Source organism: Sporolactobacillus sp. PKPK-6, from assembly GCF_056678885.1.
The window spans coordinates 1,001,870-1,016,744 of the sequence record NZ_JBWXPA010000002.1; the positions used below are offsets into that span (position 1 = coordinate 1,001,870).

Here is a 14,875-nt window from a genome sequence, read left to right on the forward strand (position 1 = left end):
TTATTCTCGATTTTTAATGAGGTGGAGACTGTGCGCATTTTCGGAACCGTGAAAAACGGAGTGAACTATATACTGAGAAAAGGCGCCTATGCTGTAATTTTTGAAGGCGACCGCACAGCGTTGATCCGCGCTAACGGCAACCAATATTTTCTTCCCGGCGGAGGAATTGAGTCTGGTGAGACAGATGAACAGTGCCTGAAGCGCGAGCTGCTTGAAGAAACAGGCTGCACCATCGATGAGATTCACTATTTTGGCCATGCGCAACGTTATTTTCTGTCAACGCTTCCCGTTGTTCAGCCCATGGTCAGTGACGGTTATTTTTATACCGCACGGCTTGGTCAGCAAGTACAGCAGCCGACTGAATCCGACAACTTCTTAGAATGGATTGATGTCTCGAAATGTGGTCAGTTGTTATTCCACGAACATCAGGCATGGGCGGTTCAAGAAGCTTGGGCGCAGTCACAGCACAGGCCATGATTCGTAAATGGTTGCCTGATCGGGACGTGACTGATTGCGTAACCAATCGACCGCTTTCAGCACAAGCGGAGATGAATTATTGATGTTCAGCGCGTCAATGCTGATCCAGTGCGCGCCGGCCGAATCCTGTCCGTCAAATTCAGCAGGACGCTCAAACGATCCGCTGATCTGCGTCACTAGATAGAAAACCGCGACATGATGGACATGAGTGAACTGCTTCCAGTTCCACGGCAAAAAGAAGTCAAAGGTGCCAATTTGAAAGCAGTCGGAAACCGCCATGCCGGTTTCCTCATTAAATTCTCTGTGCAGTGTTTCGATCAATGATTCGCCAGGTTCCTGGCTGCCGCCAGGCAAATCGTAGCGATGAATATACGGGCCGCCGGTTTTGTCGATAATAATGATTTTGTTGTTGTGTTCGGCAATACCGTAGCAACCGAATGCTGTATGGTAGTTTTTTTCTTGGTTGGGCATGTGCTCAAGCCTCCTTGTTTGTGTTTATCGACCACTATTCAGATTTTATCAGTCACCTTGACGAATTTATCGACCGCTATCCAGATTTTATCAGTCACTTTGACGAATTTATCGATCACTTTTAACTTTTTATCGACCGGTTTGATTTTTCGGCAAATACGTCCTCTGATAAATAGTAAATCCTAGACTTTTTTTCACCCTCGTAACGAAGTGCTGTTCGATGAAGCAAGCGTCTCGCGGTTAAATTGGGCCTTAGCATGAGAAAATCGCGGCATTGGTTGTTTGTAATTGCCGGCCCGTGAATTAGATAATAGTCGCGTCATGCAAGTAAATGCGCGGTTCGAGAGAGGTATGCTCGCAATGTGGACAAATCCAGCTCTGTTTCAGCTTCTCCATTGGCATTGCACCGCACTCGGGACAGCGCACACCTTTTATGATTGCTTCGGGGTTGATCAATGATCGAAAGGGTTTGATAATCAGTGGCTTATGGGCCGCAAGCAGTGCATCTGAAATGTTGTCCAAATCCCTCACAGACAAATGTGCTTTGCTGAATTGCTTACTGAAACGTGAAAGCTCTGCTCTGAGATTTGCCCGCCGAACTACCTGGCTCATTTTTTCGCGGCTCCTCAATCCTTTAAATTGCAGCTGAGCGTTTGAAGCGATCACCACACGATTAATAATCGGCAGTGACCAGTCGTGTTCATTCAACCACTGTTGCAGCGAATCAGTTAAATACTCGGCCTGTGTAATGGGATCAGCGCAAAACGATCACAAAGAACAAGAAAATCAATTTGGAAAACGTGGACATAGTCTGACAAACGGAGGTTGTGGAAAATACGAAATTCTTTGTCGGGGAGATAGCTGAGCGGATCGTCCATAGATTGCTCACCATGCCAACCGGCGAACGCCCTTTTATAGAGCGACAGCACATGATCACGCGTACTGCCCGCTTTCATCCGCCGCGTCAGCGCTTCATACTGGAGCACGTGGTATGGGATTTGGATGGGTTTGTCGAACACTCGATCGCCTCACTTTCATGATAAGAAGTTCGACGGCTGGATTTCCAAATCCTTCTCTCGACGCTCAATCCTCTAGAATCAAATCCAGACTCTGCCTGCATCCCTCAACAATGTCCGCATTCTGCCGATCATAACCGTACATGAACAGTGAAACCGTTGTAAAAGCCGCCTTCCACCTAGCTAATGCTTTCGTCGCATCGCTCACTTCACCATAAACCGCAAAAAATTGCGAACGCGCACCATAAGGCAAAAAGCTGTACACAATCGATAAATCCACAGCAGGATCACCAATATGAACATCTCCCCAGTCAATCACACCGGTCACCCTGCCAAGCTGATTACTAATTAGATTCCGAATATGCAGGTCGCCATGCACCAGACACCGTTGCTCAGCCAGAGGAATCGGATCCGTTTTTTCGACGTATTGCCGTAGCTTACCAACTCGATGATACAGATTCTGCATCGCTAACTGATCCACACGTTGGAGCAGCGCCATTTTGCGTTTCCCAATGTCCAGCCGTCCGAGCTCATCATCGGGAACACCTAGTGCAGCAGCCTGTTCTGCCGGAAAATGATGCAGAGCTCGCAAAAATTGAGCCAAGTCTGCTGCCGAACGCGCACGTTCTTCATGGGTCAGGATAACCGGCAAATACCCGCGAACCTTCTCATAACCAAGAAACGGCCATGAAAACTCAGCGTCCGGATTGCCAAAAAAAAGCGGTTTAGAAATCTGCAGCGGTAAATGATCTGCCAGTTTTGGCAAGATTCCACTCTCCGCACGCAGCAGTCCAACCGCTATCTGCCGGCGAGGAAATCGAAATACATACCGTTCATTGACAAGATAAACAGTATTGTCGTAGCCTTCGCCTAGCGCAGAAACCTTTGCTGGCGCGAGCTCAGGAAACTGCCGTTCGATCAATGTTCGCGCTAATTTTTCTGAAACCACCTGCTCCGGATCCCATATATTTCCCAACATCGTCTCCTCCTTTCGTCATACATGTCATTGTCTTTTCCCATTTTTCAAGCTAATATAAATACAAAGAACTGCACCCTTGCGCTGTTTGAATGTGAGATGAGTATTGATGGATGTCTATGTTGCCAGGCAACCGATTTTTGATCGGAAAATAAATCTGTACGGCTATGAACTGCTTTATCGAAAAAGCATGAATAATTATTTCGAAGGAACCGATGATAATCAAGCCACAGCAGCATTGCTGTCAAACTCCATATTGGTCATGAATTTCGACCAGCTCATCGATGGAACGAAAGGGTTCATCAATTTCTCGGAAAATTTTCTCACCAATGACTTTCCAAAATTACTGTCTCCAAATAAAATCATTGTGGAGATTCTAGAAAATGTTCCCCTGACCCAGGAGGTTATCGATGCCTGCAAAGGGTTAAAGAAAGCCGGCTACACACTGGCTTTGGATGACTTTACCTTCGATCCGAAAATAATGCGGTCTCCGCTGATGACACTGGTCGATATGATCAAGATTGAATTCAATCGGAATCCGCTGCATCAGCAAATTCGCCTGATCAAGAAATACGGACAGCAGAAGCTTTTTTTAGCTGAAAAAATAGAGACGGAAAAAGAATATACCTTGGCGCTTCGCATGGGCTACCATCTCTTTCAAGGTTACTTTTTCAGCAAGCCGGCGATGATTAACGGAACCGACATTCCTTCGTTCAATTATCATGTGCTGCACATCATTAAAGAATTAAAAAAAGAGGACGTCAATTTAAGAGCTCTCTCCAAACACTTTCAGCATGATCTTGGACTCACCTATAAAATCATGCGGATTGCGAATACTCTCCATTACGGTGCGATGATTCCTGTCCGCTCCATTCAGAATGCCCTCACACGGATCGGTGTAAAGGATTTATCAAAATGGATGCATCTTTTTCTTCTTCAAGAGCTTCAAAACCTGCCTAACGCTGAGTTAATCAAAGCTTGCATTATTCGTGGGCGCATGCTGGAAAAGCTGGCGACACTCCTGAATGCACAGGACGAGGAGGACAACTACTGCCTCGTCGGACTCTTTTCCTCAATTGATGCACTTACGAATCAAAAGATGGAAGATATTCTCGCTACGCTCCCTTTTCCCGCCGAAGTAAAAGAAGCACTGATGGGACAAGACAATAACTTCAGAACCCATCTTAATGGTGTTCTCTTACTCGAACAGGCAGATTGGGCTGCACTTAACGACTACTTAGAGCAATTTGCGATTTCAAAACATGCCTATATGGCAGCCTATATTGACGCGATCAAGTGGCAGCAATATCTTCCTTAATCCATCGTTATTGATTTTGCCTGTTCTTCGCCAGGTGCGGAAGTCCCAGCAACAAAGATGCTGCCAAACTGCCCATTACTCCAAAGCTCAGGGTAAAGCCCAACTTCTCAATCATCCATCCTGTCAGTGGAAAGAGAAGAATCATCGTCACGCTGAACAGCATGCTGGAAACGCTCAGCAGGGTTGCGCGGCTGGACGATGGGATCAATTCATTAAAATAGTTGCTGAAAATTGGCTGGCTGACTGCAACCAGTGCGTTCATCACGATGAAGCAGACGATCAGCATCACCAGCTGATTCACATAAGACAAGATGAGCAGCACGCACAATAGAATGGAAAAATACTTGATCAGTCGAACTTGACCGACTTTTTTTTCTATTTTGGGTGAGATTTTCGCTCCGATAATTTGAAACACAGCCGAAATGACCATCAGCAGACTGATTTGAATCCCTTTGAACCCGCGCCCATCCACGAATGACTGAAAATAAAAGTAGTACGTTGCGGCAATACCTTGAAACAGAGCAAAGAAGAACATGAGGAAGCGCAGTTGAGCGTTTTCTTTTAAAAAAGCAGCGGCGTTCTTCAAAATGGCGAAATATCCGGTAATCTTTTCTTCTTTCCGTTCCGATTTCACGGGTTCAACCATCATCATGACGGACAGAATCGCCAGCAATGAAATCCCGATCTGGATCCAGTACACACCTTCAAAGTAAACATTGACGAACCAGCCTGCGACAAAAATGCCCAAGGTGTCCGTAAATTCATAGATTGCGTTGACATTCGCCGATACTTTGATGTACTTCTTTTCCTGTTTCAGATTGCGCAGCGACTCGTAGATCAGAGCCTCATTCGTACCGGAGTTAAGGTTATAAGACCATGCAGAAATAATAAACCCGACAGCAAACCACAGAAAATCATGAGAAAAAATCAAGATAAAGCTGCTCACAATTGAACAGACGCGGCCCAAAATCAAAACCGCTCGATAACTCAAGCGATCGGCAAGTGCCCCGCTCGGCACCTCAAATATAAAGCTGCTGACGTGAAAAATGCTCTCAAGCAGCCCCACTTCGACCAGCGACATCCCGCGATGCGTCAGATAAAGTACCCAAAGCGCCGCCACACCAAAAAAAGAACAGAAATAATAAATGTAATTATAGCGCACATTTGCGCCAATACCTCTTCTCCACATCACAATACATCACAGCCGTCCCAGAAAGAATAGTAATAAAATCAACTTGATTATCGTATCAAAAAAAGACCTCTTGAGGAAGAGAATCCTTTTATTTGTCTTTTATGCCGACAGTCTGGTCGTCTCGCGGTCGAATCACGTGTTTGCAAAAGCCAGACGTATTACGGGTAACGATCAAGATACTTTTTATAAAGTAAGAAAGACCGGGCATATGTGATTGATTTGTGTCTTTATGGTGCTGAATTCATCGCTTCGGTTGCTCGCATCAACTGAGCGCGACCGCGGGTGCACCGCGCTTTCGTGTCTGTTTTTCCTACTTTTTATTAATCCGTAAAATCTTATACTTTCTTTTCTTGAAAAAAGACCTGAAAATCTTGGTTCATCAAGATTTTCAGGTCCTTGAAGGCGTATTTAGAGGTTTGAAAGTAACCATTCATATTCTTCTTCAGTCTATTAAAATTTCTCTAATTCTAGCAACCTAATGAATCATTACCTGCGAATCATTTATTGCTGCGGCTGTCCGGATTGGATACTCAGTCCGCCGTCTACCGGCAGATTGACACCATCAATCGGATCAGATTCGTCCGAAGCAAGAAAATACATGACCTTCGCAATTTGCTCCGGTTTAGCTAAACGTCCCAGTGGAATTGCGTCCCTGAACTGCTGTTGAACCTCCTCTGGATTCTGAAGAAACATAGGTGTTTCCGTTGCACCCGGATTCACATTATTGACCCGGATATTGTATTTCGCAAAGTCCAGAGCTAAGGAACGAACCAGATTGACCACAGCACCTTTAGCAGCATTATAGGCAGCCATTCCAAAATCACCGCAGAGTCCTGAGATCGAAGCAGTATTTACGATTGTTCCGCCTTTATTGTCAATCAAAAGTGGAACAAAATATTTAGACATGAGAAAAACAGATTTAACGTCAACATTCAGCACTGCATCCCACGTTTTACTGTCCGTATCCGTAACACTGCCCATTCTCGCAATCCCGGCATTATTTATTAACGAATCGATTGTTGCAAACTTAGCTTTAATCTGATTTGCCAGACTTGAAACAGCATTTTCATCAACAACATTGACCGCGTACGTGTAAACTTCAACCTTTGTTTTCTGCCGCAATTCCGAAGCTGCCTTTGCCAAGCCTTCTTCATTTAAATCGACCATCAAAACATCCCAGTTGCGTTCAGCAAACAGTTTTGCCGCTGCTAGTCCCATACCCGATGATGCACCAGTGATTACAACACGTTTCATATTCAGATCTCCCCTTCATAAGTCGCTTCGACCGAATTGTAATGCTTCATTCGCAGTCTCTGGTAAAAATGGGCTGCGTTTTTACCAGGGTAGCTCCTATTGTAAACCGCTTACATGTCCATTATTGGCTTCTTATCACTTTTTTGCAATAGAGACTAATAAAATTTGGAAAAGTGTTCGGTTATATTAGAGAAACGTAATGATCATCTACCACTCTTCACTATAAAAATGCCTTGTATCCCCTTCCTTAAGCATAGGAATTCCAAGGGTTCATTAAGGAAGTTTGCTTTTTAATAATGGTGCAATCAATTAGAGATAATTTTGGTTCCAGCGCTGATCGATACGGAAAAATTTCCAGATAATATACGAAAGCCCCCATATCGTGACAAAAAGAACGCTTAATCCATAGCCGACCCAATTTAAATTAATCTGCTGCACCCAGTTCCAAAAGCCGCCTTGCAGCTGGAACGCCTTACCCGCAACCTGACTCAGTTCTATGGCACCGATCATTAATGCCGCAGCAACCGAAATGGCCGTAACCGTAATATTGTAATAAATTTTTCGAACAGGCGTATCGAGCGCCCAGCGGTACGCACGTGTCATCATGACCGAATCAGTTGTGTCCATAACATTCATGCCTGCTGCGAAAAGAATCGGCAGAGCAAGTATGGCAGCAGCAGACATATGCGCTCGTGCGGACTCTGCGGAAAGTGCAAGCAGGCTGATTTCTGTCGCGGTATCAAACCCTAAACCAAACAAGAAGCCCAGCGGAAACACGTGCCAGCTCTTGTTGATAAACGCAAAAAGCGGTGCGCACACGCGGGACAGAAAGCCTCGGGACTGCAGCAGCTGTTCGAACTTTTCCTGATCGAAAGCACTCTTTTTTAATTGAATAAACATTTTCTGCAAATCAATTAAAACAAATAGGTTAATGATTGCAATTGCGATCAAAAATCCACCGGAGACCGTGGCGCCTATAACACCGCCGACACGTTCGAATTGCGGCAGATGATTCTGCACCCAACTCACGGACAAGGCTAAAACCAAGGCCATGAGCAGAACTACGGATGAATGGCCGAGTGAGAAATAAAAGCCGACACCCATCGGGTTCTCCTTTTGCTGCGTCAGTTTCCGCACAATGTTGTCAATAGCTGCGATATGATCCGCGTCAAAGGCATGACGAAGACCGAGTGTATAGGCGACAAGTCCAAGCCCGAGCATGACCGGATTATTTTCTGCCACAAGAAAAAGCAGACCAATACCAACAACATGCAGAATGATTGAACCTAAATAATAGGGCAGACACTTTTTCAACACGTTAATTCTTCCTTTCGTTCTCATCGTTAAAAAAAACGGCATCCATTTTCGAGATTCGAAAATTTCAGCCGCTCATTGATGTCCCTATACTTAAGAAACAAAGGCCTTGCGTTCTTCTGCTGAAAGGGTTTCGTTCATCCGTCCGCTGCGGAAGCCGCTCAAATCAAGTGTCACATAACGGAAGCCAAAATCCATGAGCGTCTGACTGACCTTATCATTCAATTCAATGAAGTCGTTTAAACGTTCTGCCGGAACCTCAACACGGGCAATCTCACCATGATAGCGGACGCGGACAACAGGGAAACCGAGATCGCGAATGTATTTTTCCGCCTTCATGACTTGATCGATTTTTTCCAACGTGAGTGTTGTTCCGTAAGGGAAGCGGGAAGATACTGAGCATGAAGAAACCTTGTTCCAGTTGTTCAGGCCAATTACTTTTGCCAAAGCACGAACATCGGTTTTATAGAAACCTGCTTCCTGCAGAACGCTTCGTGCGCCTGCCTCTGTCCGGGCGCGCAGACCTGGGCGGAAGTCGCTTTCGTCATCCTTAATCATGCCGTCCAGTACAAACTCGAAACCAACAGCCGCCGCGATCTCGTTCATTCGCGCATAGAAGCCTTTCTTCGCATAGTACCAGCTGTCCGGCGTATTGTGTTTGATATGTTCTTCAGACAGATAGTTGAGTTCAGTTTTCTTAACAACAGCACCCAGATCCTTTGCCAAGGAGACGGCTTTGTCAAATTCCTCATCCGTAAAAAGTTCGGAGTTGGCAACAACGGCGAGCACATTGTCTTTGCCCAGCGTTTCCAGTGCCATTTTCAGAACGAGTGTACTGTCAATACCTCCGGAAAAAGCAACAACCACGCGATTCATCTTTTTCAATTGATCAACGAGAGCCTGTTTTTTTTCAGTTAACGTACGCATCAGTATTTACCTTCCTTTTTTATAGTTATTTTTATTAATGACAGCCTGGTTATAGTCCGAGGAATCCTCGGGCGAAAAGTGCGGCACAAGCAGCGCCTAAGAATGGTGCGATGCCCGGAACGATCATGCCGTATTGCCAATCGTTGCTCGCTTTGCCGCCAGGAATCGGCAGAATCGCATGGGCAATACGTGGACCCATATCACGTGCGAGGTTCATCGCGAATCCCGTCGGACCACCCATACCCATACCGATTGCCCACACAAGAAGGCCGACACCAATCGGCACAATGCCTGGTGTTTTAATCGAAGCGATGGCTAAGATTCCGGTAATAAAGATAAACGTATCAATAAATTCGACGAAAAAGTTGCGCGGCAAATGACGCACATTTGGATTTGTTGAAAAGATGTTGCGAATTTTGACCCGATCGACGTCTTTGGACGCATTGAATTGATCATAATAAGCGATAAAGACAACAATGGAACCGAAGATACCGCCGAGTACTTCTGCGATGCTTAATGGAATGACACTCGTCCATGGAATATTGCCAAGAACGGCTTGAGCAACAACCATCGCTGGGTTAATACAAACATCTCCGAAGATAAACAACGAGATGGTAATACCAAAACCCCAAGTTGTAATAGCAAAAATGTGACCGGAATTCTGATATTTTGATGTATTGAGCACCTCACAGCAATGGACGCCAACACCAAAAACAATCATTAATGCTGTCCCTAAGAATTCAGCAACGAGTTGATGAATCACAGTATTCCCTCCAAATAATCTAATTCTGATTCAATGAATCCAGCAGCTGCCGTCGAACCTCCTGCTCAACCGCAGCTAGAGAAACACCATATGAGCGTGCAGCCTGAGCACAATCGTCATACTCAGCAGTCTGCTTAACGACACCGTCACGGCTGGCAACCTTCACACGAATTGTTCCATACTTTGTTTCTACCTTTTTAAAGCTGCGCTTCATGATTGACCGCTGCATTAATTGATAGCGAACACCAAGGGTGCAGGTGTGTTTCAGCAGCAAGTCAACAAATGTTTCGCGTTCTTCCGGCGCGCAAAGAACAGAGAGCTTGCATGCCGGTCGATTTTTCTTCATGTAAATCGGTGTAAAAAATACATCGAATGCGCCTGCTTCAAGCAACACATCCATTGCAAATCCTAGTGATTCTCCGCTTTGATCATCAAGATTTGCTTCGATCAGCAGCACCGTATCATGATCCGTATTCACCGTCTGCATGCTTTTCTTCGTTTCAAAGAGCAACGCGCGCAGCGCATTAAAGGAACCGGTGTCGCGCTTGCCGAACCCGTATCCGGTCTTGAGCAGAATTCCATCCTCCGGAATGGATCCGTAGTGACTGACGATCTCCTTGACAAGGCCCATACCGGTCGGCGTAATGAGTTCGGTCTGAACATCCGTGCGCTGTTTTATTGGGATATTGGTGCCGATACGCATCTGCATGACAGCGGGAACCGGTACCGGCATCTGCCCATGTGCAACTTGGATAAAACCGGACCCATCGCTTAGTGCGGACGCGCGCACATCATCGACGCCTAGTAAGTCCAGTGCGACAAAGCAGCCGACAATATCGACAATCGAATCCATAGCGCCGACCTCGTGAAAATGGACATCAGCCAGAGGCATCTGATGAACGGCCGCTTCTGCTTTGGCGATCTCAGTGAAAACGGCAATCGATTGCTTCTTGATCTTTTCAGCTAAGCCGCTTGCATTGATAAGGGAGCAAATGTCGCTCAAATGCCGAACGTCATGATGGTGATGGTGGTCATGATGTTCAATAAATCCGTGATCCTTTTCATGATTTAGTACGACGTCAAAGCTTGTCCCGTAGATACTGTTTTTCGCAAGGCGCTCATTGTGAAGCTGATAATCGCTGACATGCAATTGAGCGAGTTCCGATTGAAATCGGTCAAAGTCGACACCAAGATCAAGCAGTGCGCCAATGAACATATCACCGCTGATTCCTGAAAAAGCATCTAAATAAAGAGTTCTCATCTTAATCCTCCATGCAGGCCAAAGCCATTTTACAAATGATTGATCATGCTGGCTGAGTAGGCAGCACCAAAGCCATTGTCAATATTCACCACGGTGATCCCCGATGCACAGCTGTTGAGCATTGTAAGCAGCGCCGTCACCCCTTTTAAGTTGGTGCCGTAGCCAACACTCGTCGGCACCGCAATCAAAGGCTTGTCGATCAAACCGCCGACAACACTGGCAAGTGCGCCTTCCATACCGGCAATGACAATCACAACCTTTGCCGCGCGAATCACATCCAAACGGGCAAATAACCGATGAATACCGGCAACACCGACATCATAAACCCGTTTCACGCAGTTCCCGTAAGCTTCAGCGGTAACTGCTGCCTCTTCGGCAACCGGAATATCGGAGGTCCCGGCGGTCACAATCGCAATATAGCTGCTGGTTTTCTTCACTTCGGCACGATTCACAAGCGCGCAGCGTGCTTCTTTGTAATAAACAGCATCCGGCTCAACCTTTTTTATTGCTTCAAACTTCTCCGAGGAAAGGCGCGTACATAAAATGTTCACCGTCTGCTTGCGCATGGTCTCAATGATGCCGATGATTTGCTCGGCCGTTTTACCTTCGCCGTAAATCACTTCCGGATAGCCGTTGCGCTGCTTCCTCGTCAAATCAACCTTTGCAAAACCAATATCCGCAAAACCGTTGTCTTTTTCATGTGTCTTCGTTTGACTGGGCTCAGTAGCATCTTGGAGCGGCGTATGCAGTTCATCATTTTCCATTTCCTGTCCACCTCTCCTCTTGTTCTGGAATTGTTATTGAACGATAACACCCAAGCCGTCAGGAATAACCGTTATTTTGGCATCCTTGCCTTCACGCGCATAAGCCATTTCAAGTGCTTGATCAAGAGAAGTCGCAAGATCCATATGCATACGGGTAATCAGTTCAGGCTCCACCAAATCAGAAACCACAATGACATGATGATGAACCAGAATACGAGCCAAGATCTGAGCTGTCCATTGATCCGGGACTGTTTTCAGCTTCGGTGTATTGATGGCGCGATCCAAGAATTCCTTTGGATCGGCAACATCCGCGATATTATGATAGAAGCCTGCGCCGCCATGTCCGTCTCGGCAGCCGGCAACCATGATAATTGTGCCGCCTTCCTTATTCGTTGCTTCAGCAGCTGTCATCCCTTTTACCGCTTGATAGATGTTCTGATCCAAAGGGTAGCCGCCATTCGTTGAGATGGCGATGTCACAATCAATCTTTTTGACACTGGACAGTCCGCGAAGAAATTCACAGCCCTTTTTATGTGCCTCTTCCATATCTCCGGCAAAGGAACCAATGATTTTCTTGTCCTCATCGAGCACGACATTAACGATAAAAGCTAGATTTGCCTTACGTGCCGCATAAACCATATCCTCATGAATCGGATTATGATTTAGATTCCCGGTACGTGCTTTATGGGAATCAATAAATGGGCCGGAATGATTGGCCATGATCGTTTTGTAGGAAGCAACACCTGGAAGCACGGATTTGCGTCCCCCTGAAAATCCGGCGAAGAAATGCGATTCAATAAATCCTTCCGAAAGCAGCAGATCGGCTTCGGCGGCAATTCGATTAATGATGCAATCGCCTCCGGACGGCAGTTGGCCGATTTTGACCATCGCCGCGTCGTCTGTCGAAATATGCATGACAATTTCTTCTTCATCGACAATCTTTTGTCCATATTTGTTAACAAGTTCTTCACGGGTAGATGGGCGATGAAAGCCGGTTGCAACCAGAATACGGATGCGCGCATCCGGAGAAGCTTCACGTAACCGTCGCAAAAGGATCGGTGTAATAATGTGTGACGGTACCGGACGCGTGTGATCCGAGCTGATAATCACGATATTTTTCTTGCCTTTGGCCAGTTCTTCCAAAGGCGCGGAGCCGATTGGATGATCAAGCGAATCCTCAACGATCTCGTTTTCCGACCGATCCGTGTGGTAAGTCGCTGCTTGAGATACTAATTTGCCTGCAAAATTGCGCTCGGGCAGATCAGCCTTGATTGTTGTTTTGTCATATGGAAGTTCAACGCTAACCATTTATGGACAGCCTCTTTTCAGATCTTTTTGCTTTGCAAATAGCAAGTAGAAAAGATTTGTGATTCTTAGTATGAGAAAAAGTGACGCTTGACATGCGTATCACTAGCTCCCACAACCTTTTCTTTGTGCACCATCTGTTATAAATCAAAACAAAAAGTCTGTCCGTTCCGTTTGCTATTATCAAAAAAAGTTAACAAATGTTTACTTTATTTGTGACATACATCGGATAAAAAACAGTTAAAATAGGGTTAAATGTAACAATTGTATCTCTATTTTTTTACTTGAACGATTGTGATGGGAAGGAAAAATCCATGGTATTAAGTGAAATCGAATATTTGATTAATTTTCTAGATGCGCACGATGTACCAACAATTAACAAAAGTAGACATACCTATCTGACTTATCACGGCCTCGAAGAACGGTATACTTATGTTCTTAAAAAGGGAATTATAAAAAACAGCATTATTCTTCAAGACGGACGAGAATTCAATCTCTCCTATATCGTAAAACCCGATGTAATCTCACTGCTTCGGGATGAGGTTTCCAAGTTTACGGAACAGCCTTTTAATGTACGCGTGGAATCAAATGAAGCAACCTTTTATCAAGTGGACCGTGTCACCTTCTGGAAATACGTCAATGCGACGCCTGAGCTGCAGAACTATATCAAAAGTTATTATCGCAAGAAATTATCGGAGAATATTTTCCGTTCTCAACGAATGATCATGAATGGGAAAAAAGGTGCCGTTTGTGCGTTTATATACAGTCTGATTGATTTATTCGGCCGAAAAGTGCGTGAGGGTATTTTGATTGATTTCATGTTAACAAATGATGATATTGCCGGCTTCTGCGGCATCAGCGCACGCAGCAGCGTCAATCGAATGCTTGGTGAATTAAAAAGTGACGGTGCACTGATTGTCAAAAATCGAAAATTGATCATCACAGATATTAGTTATCTATTGGATCATATTGCTAACTAACATCGTCAGCCGTTGCATGCTGCTCTCTGGAACGGTTAAAAAAACAGTAACAAGGCGATGCACTTCGGGGCAGCCTTAATCCAAATATTCATTTATAAGTGAGGAGATCGCATGAAGACGCCACTCTATTATCAGATGTCTGAATATGACTGCGGCACAGTAACGCTATTGAATGCAATCAAATACCTTTTTCCTCGAGAAGTGATTCCGCCTGATGTGATCAAAGCAATTACCACCTATTCTCTTGATACATATAACTCGGATGGTGAAGTCGGCAAGAGCGGCACGTCAAAAGCGGCAATGAAGTTTATCGCCGAATGGCTGAATCATAACGGGCCAATTAAAGGACTGCCTATCCATGGAAACTATTATGCAGGTGAGCATGTTCATTTGGGAGAACGCAGCGAAATCATTGATGCGATTAAGAACGGCGGCGCGGCCATTTTTCGATTAAACTATGGCGGTGAGCATTATGTGCTGGCAACAAAGGCAGATACGACGAACCACTATCTCTATTTATTTGATCCTTATCTTGATGAAGATCTAAAGTACACAGACGGTATCGTTCTGCTCGACGGATTTCCCTATGACTATAACCGAAAAGTGCCGTTCCATTTTTTTGAGGAAGAAGATGACCAACAAGTTTATGCGCTTGGCAAAAAAGAGGACAGAGAAGCAATTGTGTTCTTTGTGAGCGACAAAGTTAAGGATGCGGGCAAAGGAAAACAATAGAATGCGGTGAATCAATGGAAAATGGATAACGAACAAAAAGGCCGAATCCTCAAATACGAGAGATTCAGCTTTTGCTTTTTTATGGGTTCGTTCATGACCTGATGCTTGATTCACAAATGCGATGT

Annotated in this window: 16 protein-coding genes; 4 read left to right on the plus strand and 12 right to left on the minus strand. The window is 45.2% G+C overall.

Annotation, left to right across the window (positions count from 1 at the left end):
• Window positions 1-30: 30 nt before the first annotated feature.
• On the plus strand, window positions 31-477 hold the full coding sequence (locus AC1MBV_RS15705; RefSeq protein WP_255749091.1) for an NUDIX domain-containing protein: 447 nt from the start codon (window positions 31-33) through the stop codon (window positions 475-477).
• Here AC1MBV_RS15705 and AC1MBV_RS15710 read toward each other — a convergent pair.
• From AC1MBV_RS15710 to AC1MBV_RS15725, 4 genes are all read right to left on the minus strand, one after another.
• Complete coding sequence (locus tag AC1MBV_RS15710) at window positions 460-948, minus strand: NUDIX hydrolase (RefSeq protein WP_255749092.1); 489 nt, start codon at window positions 946-948, stop codon at window positions 460-462. The genes AC1MBV_RS15705 and AC1MBV_RS15710 overlap by 18 nt on opposite strands.
• A gap of 303 nt (window positions 949-1,251) precedes the next feature.
• Window positions 1,252-1,656, minus strand: a complete 405-nt coding sequence (locus AC1MBV_RS15715; protein WP_480948736.1) for a hypothetical protein — start codon at window positions 1,654-1,656, stop codon at window positions 1,252-1,254.
• A gap of 20 nt (window positions 1,657-1,676) precedes the next feature.
• On the minus strand, window positions 1,677-1,967 hold the full coding sequence (locus AC1MBV_RS15720) for a nuclease-related domain-containing protein (protein WP_255749094.1): 291 nt from the start codon (window positions 1,965-1,967) through the stop codon (window positions 1,677-1,679).
• A 64-nt stretch (window positions 1,968-2,031) separates the two neighbouring features.
• Complete coding sequence (locus AC1MBV_RS15725) at window positions 2,032-2,940, minus strand: phosphotransferase (RefSeq protein ID WP_255749095.1); 909 nt, start codon at window positions 2,938-2,940, stop codon at window positions 2,032-2,034.
• A 109-nt stretch (window positions 2,941-3,049) separates the two neighbouring features.
• Here AC1MBV_RS15725 and AC1MBV_RS15730 point away from each other — a divergent pair, with 109 nt between their 5' ends.
• Window positions 3,050-4,258, plus strand: coding sequence for an EAL and HDOD domain-containing protein (locus AC1MBV_RS15730; protein ID WP_255749096.1), 1,209 nt, complete (start codon window positions 3,050-3,052; stop codon window positions 4,256-4,258).
• Between the two features lie 7 nt (window positions 4,259-4,265).
• Here AC1MBV_RS15730 and AC1MBV_RS15735 read toward each other — a convergent pair whose 3' ends face one another.
• The 8 genes from AC1MBV_RS15735 to larA form a co-directional block, all read right to left on the minus strand.
• Entirely contained in the window at window positions 4,266-5,447 is a 1,182-nt protein-coding gene (locus tag AC1MBV_RS15735) for an MFS transporter (RefSeq protein ID WP_480948797.1), read from the minus strand.
• 504 nt (window positions 5,448-5,951) lie between these two features.
• On the minus strand, window positions 5,952-6,704 hold the full coding sequence (gene budC / locus AC1MBV_RS15740) for a meso-2,3-butanediol dehydrogenase (protein WP_255749098.1): 753 nt from the start codon (window positions 6,702-6,704) through the stop codon (window positions 5,952-5,954).
• Window positions 6,705-7,013: 309 nt separating this feature from the next.
• Window positions 7,014-8,045, minus strand: a complete 1,032-nt coding sequence (locus tag AC1MBV_RS15745) for a HoxN/HupN/NixA family nickel/cobalt transporter (protein ID WP_255749099.1) — start codon at window positions 8,043-8,045, stop codon at window positions 7,014-7,016.
• Between the two features lie 66 nt (window positions 8,046-8,111).
• Entirely contained in the window at window positions 8,112-8,945 is an 834-nt protein-coding gene (larE, locus tag AC1MBV_RS15750) for an ATP-dependent sacrificial sulfur transferase LarE (RefSeq protein ID WP_480948737.1), read from the minus strand.
• A gap of 49 nt (window positions 8,946-8,994) precedes the next feature.
• Window positions 8,995-9,708, minus strand: a complete 714-nt coding sequence (gene larD / locus AC1MBV_RS15755; protein ID WP_480948738.1) for a D/L-lactic acid transporter LarD — start codon at window positions 9,706-9,708, stop codon at window positions 8,995-8,997.
• Between the two features lie 19 nt (window positions 9,709-9,727).
• Window positions 9,728-10,969 (minus strand): nickel pincer cofactor biosynthesis protein LarC, encoded by a 1,242-nt coding sequence (larC, locus tag AC1MBV_RS15760; protein ID WP_480948739.1) that lies wholly within the window; start codon window positions 10,967-10,969, stop codon window positions 9,728-9,730.
• A gap of 29 nt (window positions 10,970-10,998) precedes the next feature.
• Window positions 10,999-11,733, minus strand: a complete 735-nt coding sequence (gene larB, locus AC1MBV_RS15765; protein WP_480948740.1) for a nickel pincer cofactor biosynthesis protein LarB — start codon at window positions 11,731-11,733, stop codon at window positions 10,999-11,001.
• Window positions 11,734-11,766: 33 nt separating this feature from the next.
• Window positions 11,767-13,041: a nickel-dependent lactate racemase gene (gene larA, locus AC1MBV_RS15770; protein ID WP_480948741.1), complete on the minus strand. Its 1,275-nt coding sequence runs from the start codon at window positions 13,039-13,041 to the stop codon at window positions 11,767-11,769.
• Window positions 13,042-13,352: 311 nt separating this feature from the next.
• On the opposite strand from larA, the gene AC1MBV_RS15775 reads away from it, so the two are divergent.
• Complete coding sequence (locus AC1MBV_RS15775; RefSeq protein WP_255749105.1) at window positions 13,353-14,018, plus strand: Crp/Fnr family transcriptional regulator; 666 nt, start codon at window positions 13,353-13,355, stop codon at window positions 14,016-14,018.
• A gap of 111 nt (window positions 14,019-14,129) precedes the next feature.
• Window positions 14,130-14,750: a hypothetical protein gene (locus tag AC1MBV_RS15780; protein ID WP_480948742.1), complete on the plus strand. Its 621-nt coding sequence runs from the start codon at window positions 14,130-14,132 to the stop codon at window positions 14,748-14,750.
• Window positions 14,751-14,875: the final 125 nt, after the last annotated feature.

Bases quoted from the DNA above. Each gene is read 5' to 3' on its own strand.
- AC1MBV_RS15710 (WP_255749092.1), bottom strand. From the start codon at position 948: ATGCCCAACCAAGAAAAAAACTACCATACAGCATTCGGTTGCTACGGT.
- AC1MBV_RS15730 (WP_255749096.1), top strand. From the start codon at position 3,050: ATGGATGTCTATGTTGCCAGGCAACCGATTTTTGATCGGAAAATAAAT.
- AC1MBV_RS15735 (WP_480948797.1), bottom strand. From the start codon at position 5,447: ATGTGGAGAAGAGGTATTGGCGCAAATGTGCGCTATAATTACATTTAT.
- budC (WP_255749098.1), bottom strand. From the start codon at position 6,704: ATGAAACGTGTTGTAATCACTGGTGCATCATCGGGTATGGGACTAGCA.
- AC1MBV_RS15745 (WP_255749099.1), bottom strand. From the start codon at position 8,045: ATGAGAACGAAAGGAAGAATTAACGTGTTGAAAAAGTGTCTGCCCTAT.
- larE (WP_480948737.1), bottom strand. From the start codon at position 8,945: ATGCGTACGTTAACTGAAAAAAAACAGGCTCTCGTTGATCAATTGAAA.
- larC (WP_480948739.1), bottom strand. From the start codon at position 10,969: ATGAGAACTCTTTATTTAGATGCTTTTTCAGGAATCAGCGGTGATATG.
- larB (WP_480948740.1), bottom strand. From the start codon at position 11,733: ATGGAAAATGATGAACTGCATACGCCGCTCCAAGATGCTACTGAGCCC.
- larA (WP_480948741.1), bottom strand. From the start codon at position 13,041: ATGGTTAGCGTTGAACTTCCATATGACAAAACAACAATCAAGGCTGAT.
- AC1MBV_RS15775 (WP_255749105.1), top strand. From the start codon at position 13,353: ATGGTATTAAGTGAAATCGAATATTTGATTAATTTTCTAGATGCGCAC.
- AC1MBV_RS15780 (WP_480948742.1), top strand. From the start codon at position 14,130: ATGAAGACGCCACTCTATTATCAGATGTCTGAATATGACTGCGGCACA.